This window comes from Maribacter sp. IgM3_T14_3, assembly GCF_049603095.1.
Classification (GTDB): domain Bacteria; phylum Bacteroidota; class Bacteroidia; order Flavobacteriales; family Flavobacteriaceae; genus Maribacter.
This window is the reverse complement of record NZ_CP187138.1, coordinates 2,087,397-2,103,907: the sequence shown is the minus strand read 5'-3', so window position 1 is coordinate 2,103,907 and position 16,511 is coordinate 2,087,397. Positions and strand designations below refer to the sequence as shown.

Here is a 16,511-nt window from a genome sequence, read left to right as displayed (position 1 = left end):
TATTAAGCCTGTAGTGCCTTGCTAATCAAATCTAAAGAGAATTTAGAGAGCGGTAATTTTAAAGCGGCATCTTGACCTTTTGTTGACATTTTTTTCCATGTTTTTTGAAGGATGTCAATCGTTTTGTCTTCAGGGTGTTTATGCGCAAAAGGTTCAAAATAGAACTCTAAGAATACTAGGCAGATAACATCTTCTAAAGTTTGGGTTTCTTCGTTTTTCTTTAGTTGTTTTTTCTCTAAAATAAACTTGACATTAGCTATGGTTTCATCATCATAACCGACATGTTCTAAAATCGAAGATGCCTTATTAGCATGAAATTTTTTAAGTTCTTGTCGCCATCTCAAGTATCCTTCGCGATTCATTTCATAAGACTCTCTAGGTATTTCCCATCTGCAGATATGCTGACAACGGGCAGTAAGGCGTAGTGCTTCAGACGCGTTTTCATCAAATTTATTTAACCGTTCGGTCATTCGAATTCCGTAAAGAACTTCCTTTGGGTAGGTAGTTCCCTCGAAAATTTCGGTATTAGGATCTTGGGTATTGGCGGCGTCGAATTTTTGAAATGCTACAAGTAATTTATCTGTCATCGCCATAAGTCAATTATTTACTCAAAACTATTCAGAAAAACCAACATACACAAAGTCCGACTCTATTTTTACCGGATAAGTAGCAATTGCATCCAAAGAACCATTTAAATTTTCACCGGTTTGTAGCGAAAAGGTGTTTTTGTGAAGCGGGCAAGCAACTTTAGGCTCCATATTCTCTTCCCCGATCATACCTCTTGAAAGCACCATTTCCATTTTATGCGGACATAAATTTTGACAAGCGTACCATTTTCCTTCTCTTGTGAAATTAAATACAGCGATCTGCTTGTCTTTGTATTTTATGCAAGCGCCACCGTTTTTAGGAAACTTAGAAATTGGGGCGGCCTTAAACCAAACGGTAACATCACTAGCAGCTACACTTTCGTAGGTATTCAAAACAGATAAAGACATAATTTCGATTTTTAATATTTAATAAATTTTTACACTCATAAGGTTGAAACAAAGGCAAACTAACAACCAACAACTGTCAACCATCAACCGTTACGCCCACTCCTTAGGCATTTTTTGGTCTCTTAATGACACAAACTCAATATTGTTATCTGTTTCTTCAGAGTTTACGAAGTGAGTATAACGCTCTCTTATTTCTGGGGTTTCAACAGCTTCTTTCCATTCGCATACATAAGAATCTACCAGAGCTTGCATTTCGTAATCAAGTTGTTTCGCAATACCTAAAGAATCGTTGATGACAACGTTCTGTAAATAGGTTATTCCGCCTTCCAATTTCTCTAGCCATGGGGCAGTTCTTTGTAATGGTTGGGCTGTTTTAATATAGAACATGATAAAGCGATCTACATATTTTATAGCAGTTTCTTTATCAACCTTTTCGGCAAGTAAAATTGCATGTTTTGGAGTAGCACCACCGTTACCACCAACATAAACATTCCATCCGCCTTCAACGGCAATGAATCCGAAATCTTTACCTCTTGCTTCGGCACATTCGCGAATACAACCCGATACACCGCCTTTAAATTTATGCGGAGAACGAATGCCTTTATATCGGTGCTCAATTTCTACCGCAAAGCTTACACTTTCATCCATACCATAACGGCACCAGGTAGATCCTACACAGCTTTTTACGGTACGTAGAGATTTACCATATGCTTGTCCCGTTTCAAATCCTTCTGCAATTAATTCTTCCCAGATAGGAGGAAGCTCATGTAGTTTGGCTCCGAACATATCTATTCGTTGACCACCAGTAATTTTGGTGTACAAATCATATTTTTGGGCTATTCTACCAATAGCCATTAGTTGCTTCGGTGTTATTTCGCCACCCGCTACCCTTGGCACTACAGAATACGTTCCGTTACGTTGAATATTTGCTAAATATCGATCGTTGGTATCTTGAATAGTTTCTTGTCTATTTGCTGTCTCATTGTAAAGACTGGCAAAAATTGCTGCGACGGCAGGTTTGCAAACTTCGCATCCATTACCGGTACCCACTTCATCTAATAATGTATCGTAATCGGTAATCCCTTTCAATTTTGTGAGGTCGAAAAGTTCTTGACGAGAATAATCAAAATGTTCACAAAGACGTTCTTTGACAGTTTTACCAAGTGTCTTTAAACTCTCTTTAATTAAATCGGCTACCATCGGCTTGCAACCCCCACAACCTGTAGTTGCTTTGGTCGCTTTGGCAACATCTTTGATAGTCTCATTACCATCTTCAAGAACAGAAAAACAAACATCACCTTTGGTAACTGCCTCACATGAACAGATTACGGCAGTATCTGGCAGATCCATGGCACTACCAAAAGCAGAACCGCCTTCGCCTCTAGAACCCACAATAAGCTCTTCGGCATTATCGGGCAAAGGCATATTGTTGAGGTACATTTGATGAAGAATACTATAATCTTCAGCATCGCCAACCATGATACCGCCTAACAATGTTTTACCATCATGACTTACGTTGATTCTTTTATAAACACCCTTTGTCTTGTTTTCATAGATAATGGAAAGTCCTTTATCAGCAGGCATATAAGGCACGCCAAAGCTAGCAACATCTACCCCTATAAGTTTTAGTTTGGTAGACATATCAATTTCAGACTTCATTACAATGTCGGTAGAATTCAATATTTGATTCACCGCAACTTCTGCCATTTCATAACCAGGGGCAACCAAACCATAAATCATATGGTTGTATAAAGCCACCTCGCCAATGGCATAGATTGTAGGGTCAGATGTTTGCATTTTATTATTTACTACAATGCCGCCACGTACACCCATTTCTAGATTACACGTTTTACCGAGCTCATCTCTTGGGCGTATACCTGCGGAAATGACTAACATATCAACATCTAATGTATCGTCTTCACCAAAATCCATTCCCGTAATGGCGCCATTGCCCATAATACTATTGGTAGCCTTACCGGTATGTATTGCGATACCAATAGATTCTAAAGTGAGTTGAAGCACATTACTACTTCTTGAGTCTAACTGTCTTGGCATAAGTTTGGGTGCGAATTCAACAACATGGGGTTCAAGACCCATATCCATAACCGCCTTACCAGCTTCTAGACCTAATAAGCCACCACCTAGAACAGCAGCTCTTCCGTTAGGTTTTACCTTTTTAATTTCTTCGGCATAGTCTAGCATTTGCTCTAGATCTTCAATAGTTCTATACACAAAGACACCTTTTTTCTCTACTCCCTTAATAGGCGGTACAAAGGGGGCAGAACCAGTAGCAAGAATAAGATAATCATAGCTAAATTCTTTTTCACTTGCCGTAGTAATGGTCTTTTTAGTTCTGTGTATATCGGTTACCCTTTCGTTAACGACCAAATCTATTCCGTTTTCTACATACCATTCTAAAGGAGCCATTTCTAATGCTTTGGCATCTCTACTCGCAAAAAATTCGCTTAGGTGAACTCTGTCATAGGCAGCACGAGGTTCTTCGCCAAAAACGATGAGTTTAAATTGCTTGCTTTCTTCTCTGGCGACAAATTTTTCACAGAATTTGTACCCTACCATTCCATTACCGACAACTAGTATAGTTTTCATACCCTTTTTATTTAGCTACATAACAATATTACGTATAAATACGTATATATTCTATGTTTTAATCGAAATAAATACGTATTATTGTTGTGGAATCAATAATTATTACAGCTAAATACTATGAAGAAGGAATCAGAGAAAACGGCAAAAGTGAGTTTAGTAGGTGCGGGTCCTGGCGCTAAAGACTTAATAACAGTAAGGGGTTTAAGGGTTTTGAACGAGGCGGATATAATACTGTACGATGCATTAATTAGCGATGAGCTATTATCTGAAATACGTAGCGATATACCTAAAATATACATAGGTAAAAGATGTGGAAAGCACTCACACACCCAAGACGAAATCAATGAATTGATAGTAAAATACGCCTTCGAGTATGGGCATGCAGTACGCTTAAAAGGCGGAGATCCTTTTGTATTTGGACGAGCAAATGAAGAGATTGAATATGTAGAGGCATTCGGTATACCTGTAAGTGTAATACCAGGTATTTCGAGTTCTATTGCCGTGCCATCTAGTCAGGGCATACCGATGACCAAAAGAGGGGTAAGTAGTAGTTTTTGGGTTATGACCGCGACCAAAAAAGATGGTACATTCTCTCAAGATTTGCAATATGCTGCTAAGTCATCGACTACTATGGTGATTTTAATGGGGATAAGGAAATTAGATAAAATTATTGATGAGGTCAGTAAATACAGGGGTAGAATGACACCTATTGCTGTAATTCAAAATGGAACAACACCAAATGAAAGATGTGTTGTGGCTACTTTAGAATCGATACATAAGTATACATCGACTATAGAAACCAACATGCACGGTATCATAGTTATTGGTGATGTAGTAGCTGATCACCCATCCTTTTTTGAAGAAGAAGTGCAGCGAATATTACATGATGCAATTTAAAGCATATATCCTCCTTTAAATACTACTTTCTACGTAGCAATTTTAGAAAACAACTTCTTGTTTTAAATCTGAAATTCCGAATAATTGATTTTCGTCTTATCTAAATTTCGAATGTGATAATTGACCAGCCCAAATAATTGAAAGTATGTAATTATACGTAGTAAGTGAGAAAATTATTTAAAAATACGTATAATTACGTATAAATTATAGTAGGTTTGTACTAAGTTATAATTGAAATCTATATTATTATGGAAAATCAATCCAAAAAATCGACCACTTTAAAGTTAACTGATTTAAAAAGTATGCCAATACGTACTTTTTGGATTACATCAATAGCGTTCTTTATATGCTTCTTTGCTTGGTTTGGTATTGTACCGTTTATGCCAGATGTGGTAAAAGACCTAGGCTTGACTCCTGATCAAAAGTGGAATTCGATTATACTGGCAGTAACCGGTACTGTTTTCGCTAGATTATTAATTGGAAAATTATGTGATAAATATGGTCCTAGATTATGTTATACCTATTTATTGATTTTAGGGGCTATACCTGTAATTCTTATTGGCTTTGTTCAAACACCAACGCAATTCTTAATATGTAGATTGTTTATAGGTTTTATAGGTGCATCATTTGTAATTACACAGTTTCATACCTCTATAATGTTCGCTCCCAATATTGTTGGTACTGCCAATGCTACCTCAGCAGGATGGGGGAATTTAGGTGGTGGTGCCAACCGCCTTGGTATGCCTTTAATTGCTGCGGCAGTGGTCAGTTTTGGAGTTGCCGATGAAATTGCTTGGCGTTACTCCATGATTATCGCCGGTGTTATTGCAATGATAATGGGTGTTGTATATTACTTTTTTACACAAGACACACCTGAAGGAAACTTTAAAGAATTGAAAGAAGCTGGCAAAATGCCAAAGCTTAAAAAAGATGAAGAATCATTTGTAAGTGTATTGAAAGATTATAGAGTGTGGATACTTTTCATAGTTTATGCAGCATCTTTTGGTATGGAGCTTACGGTATATGGTACTATGGATGATTACTTGCAAAACACATTCGGACTTACAAGGTCTACGGCTGGTAATTTGGTACTTTCTTTTGCATTGATGAATATTTTTGCAAGAACCTTGGGTGGTTTTTTCGGAGATCGATTTGGTAGATTAAAGGGTTTACGTGGTAGAGTACTTTTCTTAACCGTAATTCTGGCACTTGAAGGTGCGATGCTTTCGGTCTTTTCACTGACCACAAGTTTTGCTATGGGTATTATATTCTTAATTACTTTTAGTATAACGGTTCAAATGGCAGAAGGGGCAACTTTTTCGGTAGTTCCATTTATAAACAAAAAAGCAATTGGTTCTATCTCAGGTATTGTTGGCGCAGGTGGTAATGTTGGAGCCTTTTTAGCCGCACTATTGCTAAAATCAAAGTCATCCTGGGCAGAGACCAATGCTTTAGATGCAAATTCAAATTTAGGTGAAGAAGCCATGAAAGCGGCACAAGCTGCTGCTGCTTCGGGTGCAGTGTCAAGTGGTTACTTTATAATTGGTGGTTTTGTAGTAATTACGGCCTTGACAACACTTGCTATTAAATTCTCTACAGAAGATGAAAAACAAGTGAAAGAAGAATTGAAAACAGTTAACAAGCCTGTAATTGATTTATCTCCAAGTACTATATAAATAAGATTATCTATGCGTACAGGCACAACAAACATATCAAAGTTTTCTTCCAGTAATTCTGAACTACTTGATAGTGCGTGTAGTATTTGTACCAATAAGAAATGCCTAATTCAAAAGAATATTCATTCTTATACTATTGGCGAATTAGTTCAAGCAAGAAAAGAAATTAAATGTAAAAAGGGGCAGCAGTTTATTATGGAAGGTGCCTCTGTTACCGGACTATTTTTTCTGCTAAGTGGTAAGGTCAAAGTATTGAGAACCGGTCTTCATGGCAAAGAACAAATTGTACGCTTTGCAACTCCGGGAGAAATTATTGGGCATAGAGGTTTTGGCACAGAAGAGACATACCCTATAAGTGCCATTGCTTTGGTAGATTGTACCTTATGTTATTTCTCAAAAGAATTGCTTCAAGAAACATTAAGGGAAACACCTAGTCTAACATATGATTTTATGTTGTTTTACGCGAATGAACTTAATCGTAGTGAAATCCGAGTAAAATCGTTATCTCAAATGACCGTTAGAGAACGTGTCATAGATACCTTATTATATATCGATCGTAAGTTTGGACAAACTAACGGATTTTCTTCCCTTTTATTAAGTAGACGTGAGTATGCAGATTATGCAGGTACCACAGAAGAACAGGTAATAAGAATGTTCTCTATTCTTAAAAAAGAAGGCTTGTTACTTACCAAAGGTAAAAGAGTAGGTATTTCTAATATTGAATTGCTTAAAAAAGAAATATCAGAGCACAATTTCTACTTAGATAGCTAATATCTTCCTCTAATTACTTAACCTACAACTACTTATTTTACTAAGTATAACTGTAAATGTTTTTAACTAAAGTTTAAAAAACTGATAAAAAACATATTTTTTTATGTTGAAATAAGATTCTTTATGCTTCGTTTTCACATAACTAGTACGTAGTCTAGGTTTTATATTTGTCATATAAATAAGTATTAATACTTGTTTATTATAAAACAATTAAAACTATTAGATTATGGAACAGACTACTATAGACCTTGTACAAGGTTCGTTTGAAAAAGTAAAACCAATTTCAGAGACAGCGGGAAAAATATTTTATGCCAAGCTTTTTGAGATTGATTCTTCATTAAGAGCCATATTTCCAACAGGAGAAGAAGCAATTACCGCTCAGGGGAATAAATTAATGACTATGCTTGCCAGTGCCGTAGCAGGGTTGAATAATCTAGAAATGCTTGTTCCTGTTTTAGAAAATTTAGGCAAACGTCATGTAGAATATAAGGTTGAAGATTCACATTACGATACTGTTGGTGCAGCATTATTAAGCACACTTGAGACTGGTCTGGGAGATGATTTTACTCCAGAAGTTAAAAATGCCTGGGCTTCGGTATATGGCACCATGGCTTCTGTTATGATTAATGCCGGCAAATAATTATCATTTTTAAAACACTCTATTATGAAAAAACTAAACAATTCTCCATTGCTTATAGTAATGATTCTTTTCATCAGTTTATTGATTTTGAATTCATGCGGCGGAGTTCCTGAAGAAAAAGGTGAAACGAGTGCAGCAGAAGACAATGTTTTTTCTGTTGATGAAGTTTTAGAAATGGTATCAAAGGAAAATGATGTTACAAGAACGTTATATACCAAGGCCATTGTAGGCAAAGGAATGTTACAGGGAATGAAATTTGATGAAGATTGGCGTAAAGATGATGTTGAAGCTGGTCCTTTACCTGCGCTTTTTTTACGTGGGGTGGCTACCAGTATCAAAAAAGGTCCAGTACCATTAGGCTTGTACTTGGGTTCTGATTTCCCTGTGAACAAGGCTAATAAATTTGAGGGTCAACAAGCTGAGCTTTTCAAGGATATCAAAGAAACGCAAGAACCTAAATTTTTTTATGACGAGTCTCAAGAACTCCACACCGCGATGTTTGCGGATCTTGCTAGTGCTCAAGCATGTGTAACGTGTCATAACGATCATCCACAAACTACGAAAACCGATTGGAAATTAGGCGATGTCATGGGTGCCACAACTTGGCAATATCCAAAGGATTCCTTAACATATTCAGGAGCAATAGAGGTGTTAAATGCATACTCAAAAGGTACCGTAGATATTTATATGGAGTACTTAGATGAGATTGCCGCATTTAAATCTTCTGAAAAACCGGTAATAGGAGATAAATGGCCTTCAGAAGGAAACTATCTTCCATCACCAGAAGTTTTTCTAGATAGCGTTAGAAAGCTTTCTTCGTATGATACAATGAAGACATTGATAGCAAGTAAATAACAAGAAAACTTATTTTTTGAAAAATAAAAACTTGACCTCGATAATAGGTTTGCTGCTCTTGGTATTGTTCTTTTTACAGTTTTTTTTAAAATTAGAATGGACCTGGTTAAAATTATTACAGCATGAAGAAATGTATAAAAGATGGTCTGGTCTTTTCTTGGCACTTTTTATCACATTTCAATGGGTACTGACACTTAGTAGGGTAATTAAAATGCTAAGAAAGCACTCCATAAAAATGACATTAATGCATAAGTGGGCAGGTGCTTTAAGCCCTGTTTTTTTCTACGTACATAGTATGGGTATGGGTTATGGTTACTTGGCACTATTGGCGTACTTGTTCTTTGCAAATGCATTAATAGGTTATGTAAATCTAGATGTTATAAAAAATAACAGTGAGGTATTGTTCAAAGGTTGGATGATATCTCACGTAGCATTCTCTATTATTATTACCATTTTGATGTTTTTCCATATTACTATGGTTTTCTATTACAAATAATTATACGAATGAAATTAACTGTAAAAAACATAGAAAAAGAAACAGATGATACCGTAAGCGTCATTTTTAAAAATGGGGGGCTGTTCAATAAGATAAAATACTTACCGGGGCAATTCGTAACCCTGCACTTTAAAGTAGATAATAAAATTCATAAAAGGGCCTATTCATTTAGTAGTAACCCTTATACTGACAAAGAGCCGAAAGTTACAGTTAAAAGAGTTGACAATGGATTGATTTCTAATCACATACATGATCATTTAAAAGTCGGTGATAAACTAGAGATAGATAAGCCCGACGGTAGTTTTTTTGTTATCCCAGAAAAGAAACAAGAATCGGCCTATGTTTTTTTTGCTGGAGGGAGTGGAATAACTCCGATATTTTCAATCATTAAATCGGTCTTGACCAAAGAACCGAAGTCTAAAATAGTATTGGTGTATGCAAACCGAAATACCAATGCTATAATTTTCAAAACTGAAATTGAAGAACTGCTGCAAAATTTTAAAGATAGATTTAATGTGGAGTTCCTTATATCTAAAGAAGCACCAAAATTAGACAATTACCATAAGGGGCTTATTACGGAAACTTTGGTGATGGATTTAATGGAAAAACATGATCTAGAATTTAAAAGTTGTCAATATATGATTTGCGGTCCCTTTGGTTTTATGGAGGCCGTTAAAAGTATTTTACTTGTTAATAAGGTTTCGTCAAGCAAGATTAAAGAAGAGCTATTCAAAAGACCAGATAAAGTAGTTGTAAAAAGTGGTCTGCAGAGCAAGGTTCAAATTCTGTTGAATGGAAAAAATCATGAACTATATATGGAAAATGATAAGACCATTTTACAAGCTGCAATGGCGAACAACATTGATATGCCCTATTCCTGTAGATCAGGTATGTGTTCAACATGTTTAGCAACTTGCCAAACAGGGGAAGTTACTATGACAGAGGGTCATTTTCTAGATCAAAAAGATGTAGACGCCGGTAAAATATTGACCTGTGTAAGCTATCCTGCTAGCGAGAATGTTATAATTGAAATATAGAGTATGCGTTTTATTAAAGTATCACCTTTAAGAGGAAGACAATTTTTTGGAGGGCTTATCGGTCTTTTGGTTGCCATAGGTATCGTTGGTTTTTTCTCATTAGAAGCTTCAGAAGAATATATCTCTCTTGGTACAATGAACAAAGGTCATGAAGATCTATCATGTGTTACCTGTCATGCAGATGCGAATGGTAATTTGATTCAGCAAGTTCAGTCCAACATTTCACACCTGGCGGGGATGAGGGAAAAATCCGTTGATTTTGGAACACAAGATGTAACTGTAAATAATTGTTTAGAGTGTCACGACAGACCAAATGACAGACATCCTTCGTATCGGTTTTCAGAACCTAGATTTAAAAAGGCAATTGCTAAAATTGACGCTACCACATGTATTACCTGTCATACCGAACACAATGGTGAACGGGTAAGTGTAGCTTCTATAAATTATTGTATGAATTGCCATCAGGATTTAGAGGTCGAAGATGATCCTATTGATGTACCCCATTCTGAACTGATTGCTAATGAGCAATGGTTTACCTGTATTCAATGTCACGATTTTCATGGCAACCATAAATATAATGTACCGGTTAAGATTAAGGACACAATTCCTATGAAAACGATACAAGCTTATTTTGATGGCGGTAAGGATCCTTATGGAACCGATAAAAAATACATCGGACTTTCAGAGCCCGCGTGGATCAAGACACTTCAAAAAAAATAGTTTACTTATTTCCCTTTCCTTAAAACCAGAGTTTTAAAAAATTTCATTTTTAATAGTACTACGTAATTATACTTTAAGTATAAGTACTAACTATATATCAATGTTTTACAAGATTTAAATGTTTTTTAGCAGGTTTTACTGTGGAACAAAAGATTGAAAGCTTATGCGCTATAACATCATTTGTAAAACTCATTACGTATACATTTGTTTAAAATAAGTATAAATACGTAGTTAAATTTTTAAACACACTGATATGAGAACTATTTTTACAAAAGCATCTTTACTTGCATCAATGGCGGCAGTCATTATGTCTTGTGGAGATACAAAAAGCAAGAAAGCCGAAACGGTTGTAGAAGAAGCTGTAACGTCTAAAACCAAAATGCTTGATATTGAAAAGCCTCAATTAACATTTGGCTTTATTAAACTTACAGATATGGCTCCTTTGGCTATAGCAAAAGAAAAAGGCTTTTTTGAAGAAGAAGGACTTTTTGTTTCGGTAGAAGCACAATCTAACTGGAAAAATGTTTTAGACCGTGTAATAGATGGTCAATTAGACGGATCACATATGTTGGCAGGTCAGCCAATCGCTGCAGGAGCAGGTTTTGGTAGACAAGCAGAATTGGTTACTCCGTTTTCAATGGATTTAAACGGTAACGGAATTACGGTATCTAATGATGTTTGGTCTAAAATGAAGCCGAATGTACCAGCAGATTCAGATGGTAAGCCAATTCACCCAATTAAAGCAGATGCTTTAAAACCGGTAATTACTTCGTATAAAAATGAAGGTAAACCTTTTAAAATGGGAATGGTTTTCCCAGTATCTACACACAACTATGAATTGCGTTATTGGTTAGCTGCTGCTGGTATTCACCCAGGTATGTATACGGCAGATAATGTGCAAGGGCAGATAGATGCTGAGGTTTTACTTTCTGTAACGCCACCGCCACAAATGCCAGCTACATTAGAGTCAGGTACTATTTATGGATACTGTGTAGGTGAGCCTTGGAACCAACAAGCGGTATTTAAAGGAATAGGTGTACCGGTAATAACCAACTATGATATTTGGAAGAACAATCCAGAGAAAGTATTTGTAATGACAAAGCAGTTTGTAGAGCAAAATCCGAACACTGCTATAGCGGTAACAAAAGCATTAATTAGAGCTGGTAAATGGCTAGATGAACCTTCTAATAGAGCAGAGGCTGTAGATATACTTTCCATGTCTCAATATGTGGGTGCACCAAAGGAAGTATTGGCAAACTCTATGACAGGTACATTCGAATTCGAAAAAGGAGACAAGCGTGAAATGCCAGATTTCAATGTATTCTATAAGTACAATGCAACATATCCATTCTATTCCGACGGAATATGGTTCTTAACACAAATGCGTAGATGGGGTCAAATTCCTGAATCAAAATCATCAGATTGGTATGCTTCTACCATTAAAGACATTTACCGTCCGGATATTTGGAAAAAAGCCGCAGATCTTTTGGTTGCAGAAGGTCAAATACCAGCCGCCGATGTTCCGAATACTGATGGTTACAAAGCAGTGACTTCAGATTTTATAGATGGTACAAGCTATGATGCCAAGGATCCAATTGGGTATATCAACAGTTTCTCGATCGGCAACAAAGACAAGAAATAATTAAAGTAATTCATTGACCTTAAATTAAATAGTATGGAACAAGAAATGGTCTTAAAAAACGAAAATAGTTTGACTTCTAGTTTGAAGCAAATGCTTTTGAAACTTACGCCAAGTATTAAAAAAGATGGTATTATAAAATCCTTAAAAAATACTGGTATAACTCTTCTATCCATATTATTGTTTATTGGTTTATGGCAGATGGGTTCTAAAGCCTTGTATAACAAAGAGGCAAATTACAGAGTAGAAAAAGCAATGCAAGAACAGGGAGAAGCGGCTGCAGTTGCTGAACGTGCATGTATTGAATCTGGCGACAGTACTTGCCAGCCCAATACCTTGCCATCGCCTTCTCAAGTATGGGCATCCTTACAATCTTTGATAGCGGACCATAAAGTTATACGTGCAGATAAAGCGGCATTTGTTGAGAAAATGGCGGTCACTAATGAGAAAATGATTTCTCAAGGTCAAGATCCAATTGTATATACAGGTAGAGCCTCTTTTGTAGACATAGTCTTAACAAGTATAAAAACAGTATTTGCCGGTTTTCTTTTAGCAATGTTTATCGCAGTACCTATCGGGATAGTTATAGGGCTTAGTCCGTCATTACGAAGCGCCTTCAACTGGTTCATTCAAATTTTTAAACCAGTATCGCCAGTTGTATGGTACCTGTTGGTTTTTATGATTGTAAAGACATTGTATATCGGCGACAGTTCTGATAATGCATTTGTAATCTCATTTATTAGTGTAGGTCTTTGTGCCATGTGGGCAACGTTGGTCAATACGGCAATGGGAGTTTCGTCGGTAGATAAAGATTATATCAATGTTGCCAAGGTATTAAAGCTAGGTACGTTCCAGAAAGTGTTCAAAGTCATTTTGCCATCCTCTTTACCATTAATATTTACAGGACTACGAATTACGCTATCCGTTGCTTGGATGGTATTGATTGCCATTGAACTTTTAGCACAAAGTCAAGGATTAGGTCTTTTCGTATGGGAAGAATTTCAGAACGGTGCTAACGATTCTAACTCAAAAATCATTGTGGCAATGTTCGTTATTGGTATCATTGGTTTCTTGTTAGATAGACTAATGCTTGCTGTACAGAATATGGTTTCTTTCAATAAAAATGAAATGGCATAACGCTTTCAAAAGATAGAACATGGCATATTTAGAACTAAATAATATTTATAAAACCTATGGTGAGGGAGATGGTAGTACAGAAGTACTTTCTAACATCAACCTGACTATGGATGAAGGTGAGTTTGTAGCTATTGTAGGATTTACCGGAAGTGGAAAAACCACTTTAGTAAATCTTATAAACGGGCTCTTGCAACCAACTAGCGGAGAGGTTCTTTTTAAAGGAGTTCCGGTAACCGAGACTAGTCATGAGCGTGGTGTGATTTTTCAAAACTATTCGCTGTTACCTTGGTTGACAGTGGGTCAAAATATTTACATGGCGGTAAAAGAAGCTTTTCCTAAGGAGAATAAAAAAGCCTTGATGGAAATAGTGAAAAATTACGTAGGCATGGTAAATCTTAGTCCGGCAATTAATAAGAGACCTAAAGAATTATCAGGGGGAATGCGACAAAGGGTTGCGGTAGCACGTGCTTTGGCCATGAATCCTGAAATGATCATTATGGATGAACCTTTAGGAGCATTAGATGCTTTGACAAGAGGAAATTTACAAGATGAAATCTTAAATATTTGGAGCCAAGACAAGCGAACCGCATTGCTGATTACCAATGATGTTGATGAAGGTATTTATATGGCAGATAGAATAATCCCTTTAAAACCAGGTCCGAATGCCACTCTGGGTCCGGAGTTTAAGATTGATATTGAAAGACCAAGGGATAAAACAGCAATGAATGATAATCCTGAATACAAGAAAACAAGAAACTCCATCATCGAATACTTAATGGATATAGGTGATGAAAGAAAGACAGTTTCTGACGTAGAATATAAACTTCCAGAGCTTACTCCCAAAAGCTTTGTAGCCTAAAGAAATAGTATATGAACACAACACAACAAGCTAACGAAGTATATTCAGAGAATGGCATAGTCTATCCATCAAAAGTAATGCTTGACCTTTCTAATTTAAAAAAGGTATACCCAACGCCAAAGGGAGATTACGTAGTGCTCGAAGACTTGAATCTTCAAATTTTAAAAGAAGAATTTGTAACAATTATAGGGCATTCAGGTTGTGGTAAAACAACCATGCTTTCTATGATAGCAGGTTTAAATCCAATTTCCGGAGGTAATATTTCGGTTTTAGGAAATCCTGTAAAAGGTCCGGGTCCAGATAGGGGAGTTATTTTTCAGTCGCCAAGTTTAATGCCATGGATGACTGCCTTGCAGAATGTATTACTTGGGGTAAATCAAGTTTTTCCGCATGCAACAAAAGGGCAACGTCAAGACATTGCAAAATACTATTTACATAAAGTAGGTTTGGAGAATGCCTTCCACAAAAAAGCAGCAGAGTTATCTCAAGGTATGCAGCAACGTGTGGGTATTGCTAGAGCATTTGCCATAAAGCCAAAAGTACTCTTGCTAGACGAGCCATTCGGAATGTTAGATTCATTAACTAGGGGAGAATTACAAGATATTCTTATAGAGATTTGGAACAAGGAGAAAATTACCGCGGTTATGATTACACATGATGTTGATGAAGCTATTTTTCTAGCAGATCGTGTCATTATGATGACCAGTGGTCCAAGTGCAAAAATAGGAGATATTCTTTCCATAGACTTTGAAAGACCCCGTACTCGAAAATCGGTTTTGGAAAGCGATGATTATTACACCTATAGAAAACACCTAATAGACTTTCTAGAACACTAACCATTAACTAACTCAATTATTAAAAATTAAAATTATGAAAAAACAGTATCTAATCATTACCCTATTGCTGCTATCGGCGAATGCAATTTATGCCCAATTTACATTAGACGGTCAGTTTAGACCAAGAACAGAATATAGACATGGTTTTGGTAGTTTAATTCCCGATGCCGCAGATGCTGGTTTCGCAATTTCTACCCGTGCACGTTTAAATGCAAAGTATGAAACTGAGGCTTATCAGTTTTATTTAAGCATACAAGATGTGATGGTTTGGGGAGAAAATAGACAAATTCTACCTGATGATCAAAACGATTCTTTCGCAGTTTTCGAAGCTTGGGCAAACATTAATTTAGGCAAAGGCTGGTCTACTAAGTTAGGTAGACAAGTAATTTCATATGATGACCAACGTATTTTTGGCGGATTGGATTGGGCACAACAAGGTAGAAACCATGATGCAGGACTTTTAAAGTACAAGAAAGATAAGTTTATGTTAGATGTAGGTCTTGCTTTTAGTCAAGATTTTGATAACCCAACAGGGTTTCAATCTGTAGGTACAGCGTATAATACATCAGGGTTTTTTACCTATAAAACCATGCAATACTTATATGCGAAACAACAATGGGATAAATTCTCCGGTAGTATATTGGCATTAAATAATGGTTTCCAGAATTTTGATACTGATAGCGCTGCAGATGGTGTAAGCAGTTTACAAACTATAGGTACTCATTTGGGTTATAAAGCAGGTAAATTTAATGCAGAGGCAAATGCATTTATCCAAACCGGTGAAAGACAGAACGAAGTAAAGGTTGGCGGTGCATATTTACTAGGTTTAGAGCTTGGGTATAAGGTCAGTGATAAAGTGTCTTTAGGTTTGGGTACAGAAGTTATTAGCGGAAACAAAGCGGATACTACAGACAAAACAGAGGCATTTTTTCCACTATACGGAACCAATCATAAGTTTAACGGATTCATGGATTATTTCTACGTAGGTAACCACGCAAATTCTGTAGGTCTATTTGATATTCACGCCAGTGCAAAATTCGATTTAGGAAAGAAATCTAGCTTACTGGTTAAAGTCTTAAATTTTAGTGGAGAACAAGAATTGCCAAGCGGAGAAAAATCATTGGGTACAGAAATTGACTTGGTCTTTTCAAAGGCTTTCAATGGTTATGGGTTAGCAGTTGGGTATTCTCAAATGTTTGCTGCGGACGGTATGTATGAGCTAAAAGGAGTTACAGAAGATTTAGCGGCAAGTAGCCAAAATTGGGCTTGGGTAGAGTTAACCATTAAGCCTCAGTTTTTGAATACCAAAAAAGAATAAAGTTTTACAAGAATTTAGTTAGTTATAC

General features: G+C 36.4%; 16 protein-coding genes. 13 read left to right on the top strand and 3 right to left on the bottom strand.

The genetic code is table 11. From position 1 onward, the window contains the following. Positions 1-2 precede the first annotated feature (2 nt). The 3 genes from ACPF9A_RS09530 to nirB form a co-directional block, all read right to left on the bottom strand. On the bottom strand, positions 3-593 hold the full coding sequence (locus tag ACPF9A_RS09530; protein ID WP_424003874.1) for a DUF4202 domain-containing protein: 591 nt from the start codon (positions 591-593) through the stop codon (positions 3-5). 21 nt (positions 594-614) lie between these two features. Further along, entirely contained in the window at positions 615-995 is a 381-nt protein-coding gene (nirD, locus tag ACPF9A_RS09525; RefSeq protein WP_424003872.1) for a nitrite reductase small subunit NirD, read from the bottom strand. A 90-nt stretch (positions 996-1,085) separates the two neighbouring features. Beyond that, a complete protein-coding gene (gene nirB / locus ACPF9A_RS09520) occupies positions 1,086-3,602 on the bottom strand; it encodes a nitrite reductase large subunit NirB (RefSeq protein ID WP_424003870.1) in 2,517 nt (838 codons plus the stop codon). Between the two features lie 117 nt (positions 3,603-3,719). On the opposite strand from nirB, the gene cobA reads away from it, so the two are divergent. From cobA to ACPF9A_RS09455, 13 genes are all read left to right on the top strand, one after another. After that, a complete protein-coding gene (gene cobA, locus ACPF9A_RS09515; protein WP_424003868.1) occupies positions 3,720-4,499 on the top strand; it encodes a uroporphyrinogen-III C-methyltransferase in 780 nt (259 codons plus the stop codon). Positions 4,500-4,747: 248 nt separating this feature from the next. After that, positions 4,748-6,175, top strand: a complete 1,428-nt coding sequence (locus ACPF9A_RS09510; RefSeq protein WP_424003866.1) for a NarK family nitrate/nitrite MFS transporter — start codon at positions 4,748-4,750, stop codon at positions 6,173-6,175. Positions 6,176-6,187: 12 nt separating this feature from the next. Beyond that, positions 6,188-6,946, top strand: a complete 759-nt coding sequence (locus ACPF9A_RS09505) for a Crp/Fnr family transcriptional regulator (protein ID WP_424003864.1) — start codon at positions 6,188-6,190, stop codon at positions 6,944-6,946. Positions 6,947-7,172: 226 nt separating this feature from the next. Continuing rightward, positions 7,173-7,586 carry a globin family protein gene (locus ACPF9A_RS09500; RefSeq protein WP_424003862.1) on the top strand — a complete coding sequence of 138 codons (414 nt, stop codon included), beginning with the start codon at positions 7,173-7,175 and terminating at the stop codon, positions 7,584-7,586. Between the two features lie 24 nt (positions 7,587-7,610). Next, complete coding sequence (locus tag ACPF9A_RS09495) at positions 7,611-8,441, top strand: c-type heme family protein (RefSeq protein ID WP_424003860.1); 831 nt, start codon at positions 7,611-7,613, stop codon at positions 8,439-8,441. 16 nt (positions 8,442-8,457) lie between these two features. Further along, entirely contained in the window at positions 8,458-8,937 is a 480-nt protein-coding gene (locus ACPF9A_RS09490) for a hypothetical protein (RefSeq protein ID WP_424003858.1), read from the top strand. An 8-nt stretch (positions 8,938-8,945) separates the two neighbouring features. After that, positions 8,946-9,974 (top strand): 2Fe-2S iron-sulfur cluster-binding protein, encoded by a 1,029-nt coding sequence (locus tag ACPF9A_RS09485; protein WP_424003856.1) that lies wholly within the window; start codon positions 8,946-8,948, stop codon positions 9,972-9,974. Positions 9,975-9,977: 3 nt separating this feature from the next. Further along, positions 9,978-10,694 carry a cytochrome c3 family protein gene (locus tag ACPF9A_RS09480; RefSeq protein ID WP_424003854.1) on the top strand — a complete coding sequence of 239 codons (717 nt, stop codon included), beginning with the start codon at positions 9,978-9,980 and terminating at the stop codon, positions 10,692-10,694. A 253-nt stretch (positions 10,695-10,947) separates the two neighbouring features. After that, the gene (locus tag ACPF9A_RS09475; protein WP_424003852.1) at positions 10,948-12,336 is read left to right on the top strand and encodes a CmpA/NrtA family ABC transporter substrate-binding protein; all 1,389 of its coding nucleotides are present in this window, start codon (positions 10,948-10,950) and stop codon (positions 12,334-12,336) included. A gap of 33 nt (positions 12,337-12,369) precedes the next feature. After that, entirely contained in the window at positions 12,370-13,470 is a 1,101-nt protein-coding gene (locus ACPF9A_RS09470; RefSeq protein ID WP_424003850.1) for an ABC transporter permease, read from the top strand. Between the two features lie 19 nt (positions 13,471-13,489). Then, positions 13,490-14,329: an ABC transporter ATP-binding protein gene (locus ACPF9A_RS09465; protein WP_424003848.1), complete on the top strand. Its 840-nt coding sequence runs from the start codon at positions 13,490-13,492 to the stop codon at positions 14,327-14,329. A gap of 11 nt (positions 14,330-14,340) precedes the next feature. Then, positions 14,341-15,165: an ABC transporter ATP-binding protein gene (locus ACPF9A_RS09460; protein WP_424003846.1), complete on the top strand. Its 825-nt coding sequence runs from the start codon at positions 14,341-14,343 to the stop codon at positions 15,163-15,165. Between the two features lie 34 nt (positions 15,166-15,199). Then, positions 15,200-16,483, top strand: coding sequence for an alginate export family protein (locus tag ACPF9A_RS09455; RefSeq protein ID WP_424003844.1), 1,284 nt, complete (start codon positions 15,200-15,202; stop codon positions 16,481-16,483). Positions 16,484-16,511 lie beyond the last annotated feature (28 nt).